The sequence below is a fragment of the Nocardia sp. NPDC127606 genome, from assembly GCF_042671725.1.
GTDB lineage: Bacteria > Actinomycetota > Actinomycetes > Mycobacteriales > Mycobacteriaceae > Nocardia.
In genome coordinates, this window is record NZ_JBHXWQ010000003.1 from 415617 (window position 1) to 431268 (window position 15652).

Consider the following 15652-nt stretch of genomic DNA (forward strand, 5'->3'; position numbering starts at 1 on the left):
AGAAGTGGGAGGCGGACGCTGGTGCAGGCACCTGGGTCACGGACGGGGAGCAGATTCGGCCCGTACGAGTTGCGGTCGATGCTGGGCAAGGGCGGGATGGGCGAGGTCTACGAGGCCTACGACACCGGCAAAGACCGAGTGGTCGCTCTGAAGTTGCTGGCCGAGGAGCTCGCGCAGGACCCGGCCTATCAGGTCCGGTTCCGCCGCGAATCCCAAGCCGCGGCCAAGCTGGCCGAACCGCACGTCATCCCGATCCACGACTGGGGCGTGATCGACGGGGTCCTCTTCATCGATATGCGCCTGGTCCCCGGCTCCGATCTGCGGACCGTGCTGCGCGGGGGCGGGCCGATGAGCCCGGAACGCGCGGTCGCCGTCGTCGAGCAGATCGCCGCCGCGCTGGACGCCGCGCACGCGGGCGGGCTGGTGCATCGCGATGTGAAGCCCGCCAACATCCTGGTCACGCCCGCCGATTTCGCCTACCTCGCCGACTTCGGCATCGCGCACACCGAGGGTGACAGCGCGGTGACCCAGGCCGGGATGGCGGTCGGCTCCTACATCTACATGGCGCCGGAACGCTTCGATGTCGGCCCGATCTCGCACCGCGCCGACGTCTACTCACTGGCCTGTGTCCTGCACGAATGCCTCACCGGCGCTTCACCTTTCCCCGCGGCGAGCATGAGCGTGCTGGTCCGCGCGCACCTGTCCGAGGCCCCGCCGCGGCCGAGCGAGTTACTGCACGGGATCCCCGGCGCCCTCGACGACGTCATCGGGACCGGCATGGCCAAGGACCCGGCCGATCGCTACGCGACGGCCGGTGCGTTGGCAGTCGCCGCCCGTCGAGCGCTGGCTTCGGCCGTGCGGGAAGGCGGCGCGCCCGCGCCATCGGGTGCTTTCGCGTCGTACGACGGGGCCCGCCGAGTCCCCGGTGGCCATGATGTGACTCCAGGTTCTCCGTCCGGTCCCACGCTCCGCAGTTCCGCCGGCGCTCCATCGGGTGCCCCGCAAAGTGGCCCCGTTTCGGCTCCCGGGCGCGGTTTCGCCGCCGCCGCCGGTTTCGCCGCCGGTGCGGGACGCGGTGCCGCCGGGGCGCCGGCCGGTGCCGAGCGTGGCGGCCCCGCGGGGTCCGCGACCGGTCCAGCGCGTGCGGTGCCCATCGGTGCCGCGAGTGGTGCCCGGAAGGGAGCCCCTGAGTCGGACGCGCCCGCCGACGTCGAGCAGGTGCCGACGCCGACAGGGGAGTTCCGCGTGATCGGCGCGGTGACCGCGACCGGTGGTGTGGAGACCTCGCGCAGCCAGTCGAGCGCGACCGGCGCCCAGCCGACCTTGATCATCCGCCCGCCCGAGGCGCGCCCCGGGGCATCGGATACCACCGGTTTCCGCCGCGTTCCCGCCGAGGGCACCGGCGAGATCTCGATCCCCGCGGTGATCCAACCGACCGGACCCGCCGAGATCCGGCCCGCCGACACCTACTTCGCCCCCCTCCCGTCGGCCGATGAGCCGGAGGCTCCCGAGCCGCCCCCGGCCTACACCCCCGACCAGGGCCTCCCGCGGATGCGTCCCTTCCCCGACGCGCACCTCTTCGACGGTGCGCAGCCGGGTGAAACGTCGGCTCCGCTCCTGCAGCCACAGCGTCCCGCTTCGGCCACCCCTTACCCGGCGCCCACCGGCCCGCACCGTCTCCCGCCGCAGCAGGACCCCCATCGAGGCGCTCCTACCCAGCGCTACTCCGGCGAACATCCCCTCCCGGCCGCGTACACCCCGCCGACGGAGCAGTACCTCCCGCCTGCGTCGAACCCCAACCCCCGGTTCCCCGCGCCCACGCCGGAATTCGACGCGCCCCGCCCGCACTCGCCTGCCCCCTTCGCGGCTCCGACGCAGCGGTTCGGCGCGGACCAGAACGCCTCCGAGGACCGGTTCGCCAATCCCGCGGGGCCTTTCGGCGCCCGGCCGGACGACGGATTCGACGGGCCTGCCGGCCATGGCCGGGGCGATGCGTTCGGCCCGCCGACCGAGCAGTACAACCCCGCCGCCTTCGCGCCGCCGACGCAGAAGTTCGGCGGCGATCTCGATGATCCGCGAGACCGATTCGGTGGTCCCGCCGAGCGTTTCGACGACGATGCCGACGACCGGTTCGGTGGCCCGCCCGCGCAGTACGCTCCGGCGACCGAGCAGTACGACCCCGCCGAGATGCAGCGGTCGGCGCCGACCCAGCATTACGGCGCCGACGAACCCGATCCGCAGCGCTCACAGCCGACGCATCAATACCGTGGCGGTGCCGCGCCGTTCGCCGCTCATCAGGCCCCGCCGGAGTTCGAGGATCCGGCCAGGGCGGCCGCGACCCGGCAGTACGTGGGTCAGGAGAACGCGTACTCCGACTACGACGAACCGCCCAGCGCCTACGGTGATCACGCCTACCGTGATCCGGGCTACGATCCCGGTTACGGGCCTGATCCGGCCTATGGACCCGACCCCGCGTACGGTCCGGATCCGGCCTGGGCGCACCAGGATTCGGAGCGCAGGCGATCGGTTCTGCTGCCGGTGCTGGCCGGCGTCTTCGCCGTCCTGGTACTCGCGGTCGGTGGCGCGGTCGGTTGGCGCATGATGTCGGCTGCCGAACCCGCCGAGACCGCCACGGCCGCACCGATTTCCCAGGCGCCGGGCGGTTCCGGCCAGCCCGCTGGCACGACTCCGCGTGCCACCACGGCCGCTCCCACCACCTCGGCGGGACCGGTCACCCTGCCCGCGGGCGCGCAGCCCTGTGAAACCGGTACCGCCACAGGCTCTTACAACAAGGTCGCCGTCGGCAGCTCGGTCACCAGCTGCGGTTTCGCCGAAGCGGTCCGGGAGGCCTACGCCGGCGGTGGCTCGGGAGCCCGCTCGGTGGTGGCGACCAGCCCGGTGACCGGCCGCACCTACACGATGACCTGCGCACCGGAGGGCAAACTCGTCACCTGCACCGGCGGTGAGAACGCCGTGGTCTACGTCTACTGACCCGAAAACGATCGCGGCCCCCGATAACTCGGGGGCCGCGGTCGCGTCGAGATCTCAGCTCGCCGAAGCGACCGCGACCACCGTGTCGCCGAGCCGGACCACGGTGTCCGGGTCACTCCACGACCCGGTGATCGACACACCGTCGGCCACCACCTCGGCGCCCGCCTTGCGCAATCGATCCGCCAAGTCCTGATTGATCACCTCACCGGGCCCCACCGTGATCACCGCGACCGGCTTCCCTCCGACGGTCGGTGCGGACTCCGGATTGGCCAGCCACGCGATCACACTCGTCGCCAGCGGCGCCACGGTCTCGCCCTCGGCCGCGAACAGCAGGACACCGTCGGCTTCGAGCGTGGAACGGCGCAGCTGGTTGGCGATCAACGGCCGCCCGTCCTCGGTGTCGATCGCGGGGCTGTAGGCGGGCAGCGTATCGAGCTCGGCCAAGCTCACCACGTCGATACTGTTGCCGATCGCGACCCGCTGGGCCTCGGTCGCCAACTGCTGCGCCGTGGAGTTCTCGCCGGGTTCGGCGATGAGTGCGAGCAGATATGACATCGGTTGTCCCCTCTACTTCGCGTGCTCGAGGATCTTCTGGGCAGCGACCTCGAGCGCCGCGTCGTCGGCCGCACTGAGGTCGATCACGCCGACCCCGGCAATCCGCTGGGCGAGTGGGGGATTGATCTCCCGCAAGCGCTTCACGAAATCATCGGCCACATCGGAATTGCCACGCCCGTGCCCGAGCAGCACGAAATTCTCGGTGCCGATCGACTCGATCAACGCCACCGCGAGATCATCGAAATATTTGATGAACACCTGCTGGTCGTCGTGCCCGGTGTGATGCTCGACAGTGCGGAGGTGGTGGGCGACCTTGTCGTGGTTGGTCACATCGCGTTCGGTCTCGGCGACCGCGGGGGTAGCGAGGTCGAAATGCAACACCCGCGCTTTCTCGCTGTCCATCGCGACCACGAACATATCGCCCGAACCTTTGAGTTCCGGTGTGTCCTTCAGCAATTGGCGCGCATGCTCGATATCGCCGATCGACACCCGCCCGTCGTGCCGGCGATGGAACACCTCGCGATGCCCGTTCATCTTCACCGCCAGCCGATCGCCGTGCTCCTGCTCGACCTCGTCGGCGATGTCTTCCCACATGGTGATGAACTGCGTCCATTCGACATCGTGCGGCGCCGGATGCCCGACGATCGACGCCAGTGTATTTCGCGTGTGCTGGTTCATTGCCATCTCCTCGACAGAGTTCAACTCGACGGTGTGACAGTCACTTTCACGCTCTTCATCATCGGCTGATCGCTCTCGGTGCTGTAATCGCCGATCGCGCACAGCACATTCATTTCCGGCATATACCCGGCGGCACATCCGGGCGGAATGTCGTAGGTGACGACCTTGTACTTGTAGAGCGACCGCGTCGACCCGTCACGGGCGGTACTGGTGATGTCCACCTCGTCGAACTCCTTCAAGCCGCGGTCGTGCATATCGCGAGAGTTCATGAAGACCAGCGTGCGCAGGTTCTTCACCCCGCGATAGCGATCGTTGTTGGAGTAGATGGTGGTGTTCCACTGGTCATGGGAGCGCTGCGTCGCCAGGGTGAGCACCCCGGCCGGGTTGGTCGTGTCGGGCAGCGTCGCGGCGGAGAACTCCGCCTTGCTCGACGGGGTGAGGAAGATCAGCTCCCGCGCGGGCTGGCGGATCCGGAAGCCGAGCCCCAGTCGCACCCGCCGGTTGTAGTCCTCGAAGCCGTCCAAGACCTTCGACATGGTGTCGCGGATGCGGTCGTAATCCTCGACGTAGTACTCCCACGGCGTCTTCGTCTCGGGCAGTGCGGCTTTGGCGATACCCGCCAGAATCGCGGGCTCCGACAGCAGATGTGGCGACGCGGGCTTCTTCATGCCCTTGGACAGGTGCACCACGGCCATGCCGTTCTCCATCGAGACCACCTGCGGGCCGCTGCGCTGCTCGTCGTATTCGGTGCGCGCGAGGCAGGGCAGAATCAGCGCGCGCTTGCCGTGGACGACGTGGCTGCGGTTCAGCTTGGTGGAGACCATGACGGTGAAGTCGGCCTTCCGGAACGCCTCGAAGGTGTATTCGCTGTCGGGCGCGGCCTGGACGAGGTTGCCGCCCATGCTCATGAAGAACTTCAGCTTGCCCTTCTGCATCGCCTCGATGGCGGAGACGACGTCGTAGCCGTTGGCGCGCGGTACGTCGATCTCACACACCTTGGCCAGCCGGTCGAGGAATGCGGCCGGCGGATTGTTGTCGATGCCGCACGTGCGGTTGCCCTGCACATTGCTGTGCCCGCGCACCGGCGACGGGCCTGCGCCTTCGCGACCCAGGTTGCCCCGCATGAGCAGCAGGTTGACGATCTCGCGGATCGTCTCCACGCCGTGCTCGTGCTGGGTGACGCCGAGACACCAGCTGATGATGCTGCGGTCGGAGTCGCAGTAGATGCGGGCGGCCTTGCGGACCTCGGCCTCACTCAGGCCCGACTCGGTCTGGATATCGGCCCAGGTGGTGGCCTCCACTTCGCGCACGTACTCGTCGAAGCCGACGGTGTAGCGCTCGATGAACTCGTGGTCGAGAGCCTTGTCATTGGTCGCGGACTCTTCGAGCACGGCCTTGGCCATGCCGCGGATCAGCGCGAAGTCGCCGCCGATGCGCACCTGCAGGTTGAGCGTGCCGGTCTTGGTCGGGTGGAAGGTGGCCATCGCGAGGAAGTCGTGCGGGATGATCGTGTTGCGCGAGCCCGCTTCGATCAGCGGATTGACGTGCACCACCTGGGCGCCGCGCTTGTAGGCCTCGGCGAGCGAGGTCAGCATGCGCGGCGCGTTCGAGGCGACATTGAGGCCCAGGACGAACAGGGCGTCGGCCTTGTCCCAGTCCTCGAGGTCGCAGGTGCCCTTGCCCGTGCCGAGCGAGGCCTGCAGCGCGCGGCCGCTGGCTTCGTGGCACATGTTGGAACAGTCGGGCAGATTGTTGGTGCCGTACTCGCGCACCATCAACTGGTAGAGGAACGTGGCCTCGTTGGCGAGTCGGCCCGAGGTGTAGAACGCGGCCTCGTTCGGGTCGGGCAGCTCGCGCAGCGCCTTGCCCACCATCTCGAACGCGTCGGCCCAGCTGATCGGCACATAGTGGTCGGTCTCGGGGTCGTAGACCATCGGCTCGGTGAGCCTGCCCTGGTCTTCGAGGTCGAAGGAACTCCAGGTGGCCAGCTCGGTCACGGTGTGCTGGGCGAAGAATTCGGGGGTGCACCGCTTGTGGGTCATCTCCCAGGTGACGTGCTTGATGCCGTTCTCGCACACATCGAGGACCAAGCCGTCGGTCGCGTCGGGCCACGCGCAGCCCGGACAGTCGAAGCCGCGTTCCTGATGGTTCATCTTCAGGATGGCCTTGGTGCCGATGAACGGCTCGTGCTCCTTGCCGACCATGAACTTTCCGACCGCGATCGCCGCGCCCCAGCCCGCCGCGGGATGGTGGTAGGGCTTGGCTTTCGGCACGGCCGCCCGGTCGGCTGCTTCGCTCGGGCCCCGATCGGGATCCCAGATGGTGTGCGGACCGTCAGCCATGTCAAATCTTCCCTTCGCGGTGAATGCGGGTCGAGAAAGATGTGCTCTGTCCAGTGCCTCGGTTGGATTCTCTACCGCCGAGATCACGGAAGGGCGTAGGTAACTTTCGTCGTGTCGCTCGGCGACGTCCAAGACCGATTTCCGACCGGTCGATCGGTCGCGCTTATCACCCCCGGTATAGCGCCGTTTTCGCCGGTGCGACCGGGATCGCCGCAGGTTGACGACGTGCGCGCGGATCGTGCAGGCTTGATCATCGGCCCTACGGGCATGTCCCGCGACCGACTTCGGAGGAACCCTTGCGCACCACGCGAACAGGGGCGCGCCAGATTTATCAACGGTTCGTCACCGAGATCGATCATCTGCCCGCCGCCCGCGTGTTCGTCGGTCTCGCGATCCCCGGCCTCGTGCTGATCGCGGTGGGCCGCACCGATCTGCTCATCTACGCGGTCTTCGGTTCCTTCACCGGGATGTACGGCTTCGCGGAATCGCCGCGCCGGCGCTTGATCCACCAGAACGAAGCGGCGGTGATGCTGGTCGGCGCCGTCGGCGCGGGCATCCTGCTCGCGCGCCTGCACGCCCCTCCCGCGGTGCTGGTGTCGGCGGTCGCGGTGTTCGCCGCGGTGGCCTCGCCGATCACCGACCGCCTCGGGCTCCGGCCGGAGGGGCCGTTCTTCGGGATCTTCGCCTTCGGCGCCATCGCCATGGTGGCCGGGGCTCAGCGCGATCCGCTCCTGGCGTGGGTGCTGTGCGCGGGCACCGCTGTGTTGTGCGTGCTGGTCGGTTATCTCGAGTCGACGCGGCGAGTCCGCCGGGCAGGCATGTGCGCGATGCGGGTACCGATCGCGCCGCATCGCACCGGCGGGGTGTCGTACGTGCAGGCCGGACGCTATGCGCTGGCGATCTCGATCTCCGGCGGGATCGGGCTGCTGCTCGGCGTCGGCCATGCCAATTGGGCGATGGCGGGTGCCGCGGTGCCCCTGGCCGCCGCCAGCTCCCGTGACCGGATCACCCGCGGCATGCACCGGGTGGTCGGCACGTTCATCGGACTCGCGGTCACCGCGCCGCTGCTGATTCCGGGTCCGAGCCCGGCGATGCTCGGCCTGGCGATCATCGCGCTGCTCTACCCGACCGAGTTGTTCATGGCCCGCCACTACGCGGTGGCGATGGGCTTCTTCACGCCGCTGATCATGTCGATGACCGAACTGGCCGATCCGTCCGATCCGCTCACGTTGCTCACCGAACGCGGGGTCGACACGGTGATCGGCGTCGCGGTGGGAATCGCTGTCGCCCTGCTCATTCGCGAACCCGCTACCCCCGCGTTACCCACCTTCGAGACGCCGGTATGCGAAACGTTGCATACTGTCGGCATGGCTGACGACAACGAGTGGTACTACTGCCTGAAGCACCACAAGGCCGAACCGGGCAAGGCCTGCTGGTACGGCGACCGGATGGGCCCCTACCCGGACCAGGCCACCGCCGAGAAGGCGCTCGAGATCGCGAAGGCGCGCAACAAAGCGGCCGACGACCAGGACGACTGACCCCGTACCTCCGATGCTGTTCCGTCAGCTCGAATACTTCGTCGCGCTCGCTCGGGAACGGCATTTCGCCCGGGCGGCGAAGGCCTGTTACGTGTCGCAGCCCGCGCTGTCGGAGGCGATCCGCAAACTCGAACACGAACTCGGCGTGCCACTGGTCCGCCGCGCGCGCACGTTCGAAGGCCTGACCCCCGAGGGCGAGCGGCTGGTGCTGTGGGCCAGGCGGATCATCGCCGACCGCGAGGCGCTCGAACACGAGGTCCGCGCCTTGCAAACCGGTCTCACCGGTGAACTGCGGATCGGGGTGGTGCCGGCGGCGTCGAGCACCGTGGCGCTGCTCACCGACCCTTTCTGTACCGAACATCCGTTGATGCGGGTGCGGGTCGAGACGAGTCTGCGCTCGCTCGACATCGTCGAACGGATTCGCCGATTCGAGCTCGACGCGGGCATCGTCTACGTGCAGGGTATCGATACTGCCGGCCTCACCCTCACCCCGCTCTACGCCGAACGCCACGTGCTGGTCGCGGGAAGCGCGCTCGTCGCGGGCCGCACGGCGATCTCCTGGGCCGACGCGCTGGAACTGCCCCTGTGCCTGCTGCCACCGGGGATGCGCGGTCGCCAGCTGATCGACGACGCGCTCGCGACACTGGGCCTCACCGCCGCACCGCAACTCGAGAGCGACTCGGTGGCGACGCTGCTCGAACACGCCCGCACCGGGCGGTGGGCGTGCATCGTGCCGCAGCCGTGGGTCGCGGCGCTGGGACCCACGGCCGACATCCGGGCGTTCGAACTCGTCGACCCGGTGGTCACCGCGCAGATCGTGCTCGTCACCGCGGCGGTCGAACCGGGATCGGTGCTCACCACCGCGCTCATCGACACCGCGCGGGCTACCGACTTCGCCGTCGCGCCGCGCCCGATAACGGGCTGATCCCATTCAGCTATGACCGGGCAACCCGTTGGGTACTGTGCACGACCATGAGCACCCGGTTGCTGCTGTCGGCTGTCACGCGCCTGGTCGCTTCGGCGGTCATCGGCGTGATCGTCGGGCTGGCCGTCGGGTTGGGGCACGAGGCGCCGCTGGGAATACTCTCCGGAATCGCTTCCGCGGCAACAGTATTCGTCATCGCGGGGTGGTTCGTGTTGTGGCCGATGAGCCCCGAGGAGACCGAGCGGGTCGCTCGGCGGGAAGACTTCCAGCCGTTCATCGAGGAACTGTCGGTGGTGGCCGCCGCGCTGAGCGGACTGGTCGGCATCGTGGTGGTCCTGGTCCTGCGCCATTCCAACGCGTCGAACATCGCGGCGGCGGTCGCGCTGGGCGGAGTGTTCATGGCATGGGCATCGGTACACCTGATGTACGCGGCGCGCTACGCCTACATCTACTACCAGCAGCCACGCGGCGGGATCGACTTCAACATCACCGCGCAGCCGGACTACCGCGACTTCTTCTACTTCAGCTACAACCTCGGCATGACCTACCAGGTTTCCGACACCGATGTCTCCAACGAGAAGATTCGTGCCATCGCCCTTCGGCACTGCCTGCTGTCCTACATTTTCGGGACGGTCATCCTGGCGACGACGATCAATCTGGTCGCCGGACTCGCCACCGATTGAGCGTTGATCCATCGCGCCGATCACCTGATCGGCAACCCGTGTTTGATCAGAACCCTCACAGTGAGCAGAGTCATGGGATGAGCAGAGTGACCGCACGGCGTAAGACGATCCGCCTGTCCCCGGCCGGGCGGATCCAGCGACCCGACACGCTCGCCGTCGAGGAGCCGCTCGAGATCCGGGTGGACGGCCGATCGCTCACCGTCACCATGCGCACCCCCGGCAATGACATCGACCTCGTCCACGGGTTCCTGTTCGGCGAGGACATCATCGGATCGGCCGACGACATCGTCACCGCGCGCTACTGCGCGGGCACCGACAGTGAAGGTCGCAACACCTACAACGTCCTCGACCTGCGCCTGCGCAATCCCGTGCCGATCCATACCCGCAATTTCCTCACCACCGGCGCCTGCGGCCTCTGTGGCAAGTCCGCGCTGGACGAAGTGCGCACCCACAGTCGCTTCCCGATCCCGCACGAATCGGCGTCGATCAGCACCGACGTCCTCACCGACCTGCCGAAACAGCTACGCGCCGGGCAGAAGTTGTTCGAGGCCACCGGCGGCTTGCACGCGGCGGGCCTGTTCACCACCGACGGCACGCTGCTCGCCCTGCGCGAGGACATCGGCAGGCACAACGCCGTCGACAAGGTGATCGGCTGGGCCGTGCGCGAGAACCGGGTGCCCGCGCACGATCTGGTGCTGGTGGTGAGCAGTCGCGCGTCGTTCGAACTGGCGCAGAAGGCGGTGATGGCCGGGATCCCGATCCTGGCCGCGGTGTCGGCGCCGAGCTCACTCGCCGTCGACCTGGCCGCCGAGTCCGACCTCACTCTCGTCGGCTTCCTGCGTGCCGAAACGATGAATATCTATACAGGCGAACATCGTCTGACCTGAGGGTTCGGTGCTCGAAGTGGGCGATCGGCATATGTCGCAGTACGGTAACGGTACGGGTCGCCAGCACCGAACGCCCCGGGGGAGTTTACAAACGAAAATGCTTCACATAATGAATAATGAACGACGCCATCACGTCCGGGTGGCGCTGTCCGCGTTGCTGGGCGTGGTCGTGCTCGCTACCGCGGGTTGCGGTACCGAACCGAAGACCTCCCGGCCGAGCGTGACCACGACGGTGCCCGTCGCCGTCGCCGTTCCCGGCGCCGACAACGGAACGCTATCGATCGCGGTACCGGGCAGCCTGGCCGCCGATTTCACCGAGCTCCAGCAGGGTTTCCGCGGGAGCGCGGGGCTGGCGATCATGCCGGTGGGCGGCAAGAAGTCGGTCACTTTCGGCAACTGGACCTCCGGTCCGGCCTGGTCGACGATCAAGGTGCCGCTCGCCATCGCGGCCCTGCGCAACAGCGCCGCCTACTCGTCGTATGCCTCCGCGGCGATCACCGCGTCGGACAACGGCGCCGCCGACACGCTGTGGGCCTCGCTCGGCAGCGGTGCCGACGCGGCCAAGGCGGTGGAGGGCGTGCTGCGCGAAGGCGGCGACACCCGCACCACCGTGCCGACGACGCGCACCCGCGCCGACGCGTCGGTCTACGGTCAGGCCGAATGGACACTGGCCGACCAGGTGCGCTTCGCCTCCCAGCTGCCGTGCATCCCGCAGAGCGAGCGCGTGGTCGGGCTGATGCAGCAGATCATCGCGAGCCACCACTGGGGGCTCGGCGCATTCGGCAGTGCCGAGTTCAAGGGCGGGTGGGGGCCCGACCCGGGCGGTAAGTACCTGGTCCGCCAGTTCGGACTGATCGACTCGCCCACCGGCCGGATCGCGATCGCCTTCGCCGCACAAGCGGATTCGGGCAGTTTCAACGACGGTATGGCCATGCTCGACAAGATGGCGACGCTCATCTCGAGGCACCTGAGCGAGCTGGCCGGAGGTCACTGCCCCTGATCGAGGCCGGTGCGGCAAGATGAACGCCATGCGCATCGGAGTCTTGACCGGAGGCGGAGATTGTCCAGGTCTGAACGCGGTGATCCGGGCTGTGGTCCGCACCGCGAACGGACGCTACGGCGATGCCATCGTCGGTTTCGAGGACGGGTGGCGCGGCCTACTCGAGGATCGAAAGATCCGCATCCACAACGACGATCGCACCGACCGCCTGCTCACCAAGGGCGGCACGATGCTCGGCACCGCACGCACCAACCCCGACATGCTGCGCGCCGGCCTGCCCAGGATCCAGCAGACCCTCGACGACAACGGCATCGAGGCGCTGATCCCCATCGGCGGCGAAGGCACCCTCACCGCCGCGAGCTGGCTCGCCGACGAGGGCGTGCCGGTGGTCGGCGTGCCCAAGACCATCGACAACGACATCGACTGCACCGACGTCACCTTCGGCCACGACACCGCGCTCTCGATCGCCACCGAGGCCATCGACCGCCTGCACACCACCGCCGAATCCCATCAGCGGGTGATGCTGGTCGAGGTGATGGGCCGCCACGCCGGCTGGATCGCGCTGAACTCCGGGATCGCCGCGGGTGCCCACCTGACCCTGGTGCCCGAGGAACCGTTCGACGTGTCCCGGGTGTGCGCGATGATCAAGGCCCGCTTCCAGCGCGGTGACAAGAGCTTCATCTGCGTGGTCGCCGAGGGCGCGCATCCCGCGCCGGAATCCGGATTCGCGCTGCGCGAGGGCGGGATCGACGAGTTCGGGCACGAGCGGTTCACCGGCGTCGCCCAGCAACTGGGGTCGGAGATCGAACGCCGCATCGGCAAAGAGGTCCGCACCACGGTGCTCGGCCATATCCAGCGCGGTGGCAGTCCCACGCCTTACGACCGCATTCTCGCGACGCGGTTCGGGGTCCACGCGGCCGAAGCGGTGCACGCGGGACATTTCGGTCAGATGGTGGCGCTGCACGGCACCAACATCGGGCTGGTTCCGCTGTCGGAGGCGACCAAGCAGCTCAAACGCGTTCCGCCGGAACGGCTCAGCGAGGCGTCGGCGTTCTTCGGCTGATATCGGCGCGCAGGGCGCGGGTTCCTCCGGCATTGTCGGTGCGCGTCGGTACGGTGGGTTCATGCGCACCGGTCGAGTGATCGTTTCGGTTCTGTTCGTCGCCGCGCTGGTGGCGGGGTGCTCGGAGTCCTCGGACGACGTGGCGGTCCCCGCTGTGCAGGGCAGCTGGCACGGTGACATCGAGGTGCCGGGCCAGCCGATCGCGATCGGGGTGAGCTTCGCCGAGGACGGGTCGGCCACCATCGACATCCCGGTTCAGGGTGTGAGTGACGCGCCGTTGAAAGATGTTCGCACCGAACCGGACCGGGTGGAGTTCACCATCCCCGACGCGCCCGGCGACCCTGGTTTCCGCGGCAAGCTCGACGGTGACCGGCTCACCGGTGACTGGGTGCAGTCCGAGGAGAAGGCACCGGTCACGCTGCGGCGCGGCAAGATCGAGAACCTGCCCCGCCCGCAGGACCCGAAACCGCCGTATCCGTACCGCAGCGAGGACGTCACCTATCGCAACGGCGACATCACCATCGCGGGCACGCTCACCGAACCGGAAGGCAGCGGCCCGTTTCCGGCGATGCTGCTGATCACGGGCAGTGGACCGCAGGACCGCGACGAAGAGCTGATGGGCCACCGCCCGTTCCACCTGCTCGCCGACACCTTCACTCGCGCAGGCTATGCCGTGCTGCGCACCGACGACCGTGGCGTCGGCGGCACCAGCGGCATTCTCGACGACGCCACCTACCCCGACCTGGCCGCCGACGCGGCCGCGGGCCTCGCGTTCCTGCGTACCCGCCCCGAGATCGATCCCGCCCGGGTGGGTCTGTTCGGCCACAGCGAAGGCGGCTACCTCGCCCCGATGGTCGCCGCGCTGCCCGACAGCGATGTCGCCTTCGCGGTCCTGATGGCAGGCCCGTCGGTGCCCGGCGCCGACGTGCTGATCGAGCAGAACAAAGTGATCATGGCCTCGACGGGCGCACCGCAGGACCAGATCGACCAGCAGGTCGCCTACGTCAGTGAATGGTCGAGGCTGCTGCGCGCGGGCGATATCGAGGGCGCCGAGGCCTTCACCCAGCGGCACAACGACTCCCTGCCCGTGGCCGAACGCGCGCCCCAGGAGGTGGTCGACGGGTTCAACACCCCGTACATGACCTCGTTCATCACCCACGACCCGAAACCGACGCTGCAGGCGCTGCGCGTGCCGGTGCTGGCGTTCTTCGGCGACAAGGACCAGCAGGTCGTCGCCACCCAGAACGAAGGCCCGATGCGCGAGAACCTCGCCGCCGCTCCCGACGCGACCGTGCACACCTTCCCCGGCCTCAACCACCTGATGCAGCCCACCGCGACCGGCAAGCCGAGCGAATACGCGACCATCGAGACGACCATCGACCCGGCGGTGCTCACCTACGTCACCGGTTGGCTCAGCCGGCGCGTCCCGCCCCGCTAGGACCACCGGCCGAGTGCGTCAGCGGGCTTACCTAGACTGAGCGTCATGAGTGCACCCACGGTCGAGTTGATGGATTACGCCGATGTCATCTCCCGGTACGAGCCGGTGCTCGGCATGGAGGTCCACGTCGAGTTGTCCACGGCGACCAAGATGTTCTGCGGTTGCCCCACCGAGTTCGGCGCCGAACCCAATACCCAGGTGTGCCCGGTGTGCCTCGGCCTGCCCGGTTCGCTGCCCGTGGTGAACGAGAAGGCCATCGAGTCGGCGATCCGGATCGGTCTCGCGCTGAACTGTTCGATCACCCCGTGGGGCCGGTTCGCGCGCAAGAACTACTTCTATCCCGACCAGCCGAAGAACTACCAGATCAGCCAGTACGACGAGCCGATCGCCACCGAGGGCTACCTCGACGTGACTCTCGACGACGGGTCCATCTTCCGCGTGGAGATCGAGCGCGCGCACATGGAGGAAGACACCGGCAAGTCCCTGCACGTCGGCGGCGCGACCGGACGCATCCACGGCGCCAGCCACTCGCTGCTCGACTTCAACCGCGCGGGCGTGCCGCTGATCGAGATCGTCACCAAGACCATCACCGGGGCCGGTGAGCGCGCCCCCGAGGTGGCTCGCGCGTATGTCACCGCGCTGCGCGAGGTGCTGCGATCGCTCAACGTCTCCGACGTGAAGATGGAGCAGGGTTCGCTGCGCTGCGACGCCAACGTGTCCCTGATGCCGGTCGGCGCCAAGGAGTTCGGCACCCGCACCGAGACCAAGAACGTGAACTCGCTCAAGAGCGTCGAGGTCGCGGTGCGCTACGAGATGCGTCGCCAGGCCGCGGTGCTCACCGCCGGCGGCGAGATCATCCAGGAGACCCGCCACTTCCAGGAAGCCGACGGGTCCACCGCCGCCGGTCGCCGCAAGGAAACCGCCGAGGACTACCGCTACTTCCCCGAGCCCGACCTCGAGCCCGTCGCCCCGGCGGCCGAGTGGGTCGAGGAACTGCGCTCCACCATCCCCGAGTACCCGTGGCTGGTGCGCGCCCGCATCCAGGCCGACTGGGGCCTGTCCGACGAGGTCATGCGCGACCTCGTCAACGCCGGCGCCCTCGACCTCATCATCGCCACCGTCGACGCGGGCGCCCCCGCCAACGAGGCGCGCTCCTGGTGGGTCGCTTACCTGACCGAGAAGGCCAAGGAACGCGACATCGCCCTCGCCGACCTGGCCATCACCCCCGCCCAGGTCGCCGCGGTGATCGCGCTGGTGGAAACCAAGACCGTCAACAACAAGGTCGCCAAGCAGGTCGTCGACTTCGTCCTCGCCGGTGAGGGCGAGCCCGCCGCCATCGTCGAGGCCAAGGGCCTCGGCATGGTCAGCGACGACTCGGCCCTGCAGGCCGAGGTCGAGAAGGCGCTCGCCGCCAACCCCGACATCGCCGAGAAGATCCGCTCCGGCAAGGTGCAGGCCGCGGGCAAGATCGTCGGCGACGTCATGAAGGCCACGCGCGGCCAGGCCGACGCCGCCCGCGTCCGCGACTTGGTCATCGCCGCCTGTAGCTGAG

Annotated in this window: 12 protein-coding genes; 9 read left to right on the forward strand and 3 right to left on the reverse strand. The window is 68.3% G+C overall.

Features of this window, described 5'->3' with window-relative positions:
- Positions 1–78 precede the first annotated feature (78 nt).
- Positions 79–2991 (forward strand): protein kinase, encoded by a 2913-nt coding sequence (locus tag ACFVJ5_RS17545; RefSeq protein ID WP_379221240.1) that lies wholly within the window; start codon positions 79–81, stop codon positions 2989–2991.
- A 54-nt stretch (positions 2992–3045) separates the two neighbouring features.
- Here the strand turns inward: ACFVJ5_RS17545 and ACFVJ5_RS17550 are convergent, their stop codons facing one another.
- The 3 genes from ACFVJ5_RS17550 to ACFVJ5_RS17560 are packed head-to-tail and all read right to left on the reverse strand — an operon-like array spanning position 3046 to position 6566.
- On the reverse strand, positions 3046–3546 hold the full coding sequence (locus ACFVJ5_RS17550; RefSeq protein WP_379221242.1) for an NADPH-dependent FMN reductase: 501 nt from the start codon (positions 3544–3546) through the stop codon (positions 3046–3048).
- A gap of 12 nt (positions 3547–3558) precedes the next feature.
- On the reverse strand, positions 3559–4224 hold the full coding sequence (locus ACFVJ5_RS17555; protein ID WP_379221244.1) for a hypothetical protein: 666 nt from the start codon (positions 4222–4224) through the stop codon (positions 3559–3561).
- A gap of 20 nt (positions 4225–4244) precedes the next feature.
- Entirely contained in the window at positions 4245–6566 is a 2322-nt protein-coding gene (locus ACFVJ5_RS17560; protein WP_379221246.1) for an FdhF/YdeP family oxidoreductase, read from the reverse strand.
- 296 nt (positions 6567–6862) lie between these two features.
- Between ACFVJ5_RS17560 and ACFVJ5_RS17565 the strand changes: the two genes are divergently transcribed.
- From ACFVJ5_RS17565 to gatB, 8 genes are all read left to right on the forward strand, one after another.
- Positions 6863–8104: an FUSC family protein gene (locus ACFVJ5_RS17565; protein WP_379221248.1), complete on the forward strand. Its 1242-nt coding sequence runs from the start codon at positions 6863–6865 to the stop codon at positions 8102–8104.
- Positions 8105–8117: 13 nt separating this feature from the next.
- Complete coding sequence (locus ACFVJ5_RS17570; RefSeq protein WP_379221250.1) at positions 8118–9029, forward strand: LysR family transcriptional regulator; 912 nt, start codon at positions 8118–8120, stop codon at positions 9027–9029.
- Positions 9030–9076: 47 nt separating this feature from the next.
- Positions 9077–9712: a DUF1345 domain-containing protein gene (locus tag ACFVJ5_RS17575; protein ID WP_379221252.1), complete on the forward strand. Its 636-nt coding sequence runs from the start codon at positions 9077–9079 to the stop codon at positions 9710–9712.
- 77 nt (positions 9713–9789) lie between these two features.
- Positions 9790–10599: a formate dehydrogenase accessory sulfurtransferase FdhD gene (fdhD, locus tag ACFVJ5_RS17580; protein ID WP_379221254.1), complete on the forward strand. Its 810-nt coding sequence runs from the start codon at positions 9790–9792 to the stop codon at positions 10597–10599.
- Positions 10600–10708: 109 nt separating this feature from the next.
- Positions 10709–11599: a hypothetical protein gene (locus ACFVJ5_RS17585; protein ID WP_379221256.1), complete on the forward strand. Its 891-nt coding sequence runs from the start codon at positions 10709–10711 to the stop codon at positions 11597–11599.
- A gap of 28 nt (positions 11600–11627) precedes the next feature.
- Positions 11628–12662, forward strand: a complete 1035-nt coding sequence (locus ACFVJ5_RS17590) for an ATP-dependent 6-phosphofructokinase (protein WP_379221258.1) — start codon at positions 11628–11630, stop codon at positions 12660–12662.
- Positions 12663–12723: 61 nt separating this feature from the next.
- The gene (locus tag ACFVJ5_RS17595) at positions 12724–14100 is read left to right on the forward strand and encodes an alpha/beta hydrolase family protein (protein ID WP_379221260.1); all 1377 of its coding nucleotides are present in this window, start codon (positions 12724–12726) and stop codon (positions 14098–14100) included.
- A 45-nt stretch (positions 14101–14145) separates the two neighbouring features.
- On the forward strand, positions 14146–15651 hold the full coding sequence (gene gatB / locus ACFVJ5_RS17600; RefSeq protein WP_379221262.1) for an Asp-tRNA(Asn)/Glu-tRNA(Gln) amidotransferase subunit GatB: 1506 nt from the start codon (positions 14146–14148) through the stop codon (positions 15649–15651).
- Position 15652 lies beyond the last annotated feature (1 nt).

Bases quoted from the DNA above. Each gene is read 5' to 3' on its own strand.
- ACFVJ5_RS17545 (WP_379221240.1), top strand. From the start codon at position 79: ATGCTGGGCAAGGGCGGGATGGGCGAGGTCTACGAGGCCTACGACACC.
- ACFVJ5_RS17550 (WP_379221242.1), bottom strand. From the start codon at position 3,546: ATGTCATATCTGCTCGCACTCATCGCCGAACCCGGCGAGAACTCCACG.
- ACFVJ5_RS17555 (WP_379221244.1), bottom strand. From the start codon at position 4,224: ATGAACCAGCACACGCGAAATACACTGGCGTCGATCGTCGGGCATCCG.
- ACFVJ5_RS17560 (WP_379221246.1), bottom strand. From the start codon at position 6,566: ATGGCTGACGGTCCGCACACCATCTGGGATCCCGATCGGGGCCCGAGC.
- ACFVJ5_RS17570 (WP_379221250.1), top strand. From the start codon at position 8,118: ATGCTGTTCCGTCAGCTCGAATACTTCGTCGCGCTCGCTCGGGAACGG.
- ACFVJ5_RS17575 (WP_379221252.1), top strand. From the start codon at position 9,077: ATGAGCACCCGGTTGCTGCTGTCGGCTGTCACGCGCCTGGTCGCTTCG.
- fdhD (WP_379221254.1), top strand. From the start codon at position 9,790: ATGAGCAGAGTGACCGCACGGCGTAAGACGATCCGCCTGTCCCCGGCC.
- ACFVJ5_RS17585 (WP_379221256.1), top strand. From the start codon at position 10,709: ATGAATAATGAACGACGCCATCACGTCCGGGTGGCGCTGTCCGCGTTG.
- ACFVJ5_RS17590 (WP_379221258.1), top strand. From the start codon at position 11,628: ATGCGCATCGGAGTCTTGACCGGAGGCGGAGATTGTCCAGGTCTGAAC.
- ACFVJ5_RS17595 (WP_379221260.1), top strand. From the start codon at position 12,724: ATGCGCACCGGTCGAGTGATCGTTTCGGTTCTGTTCGTCGCCGCGCTG.
- gatB (WP_379221262.1), top strand. From the start codon at position 14,146: ATGAGTGCACCCACGGTCGAGTTGATGGATTACGCCGATGTCATCTCC.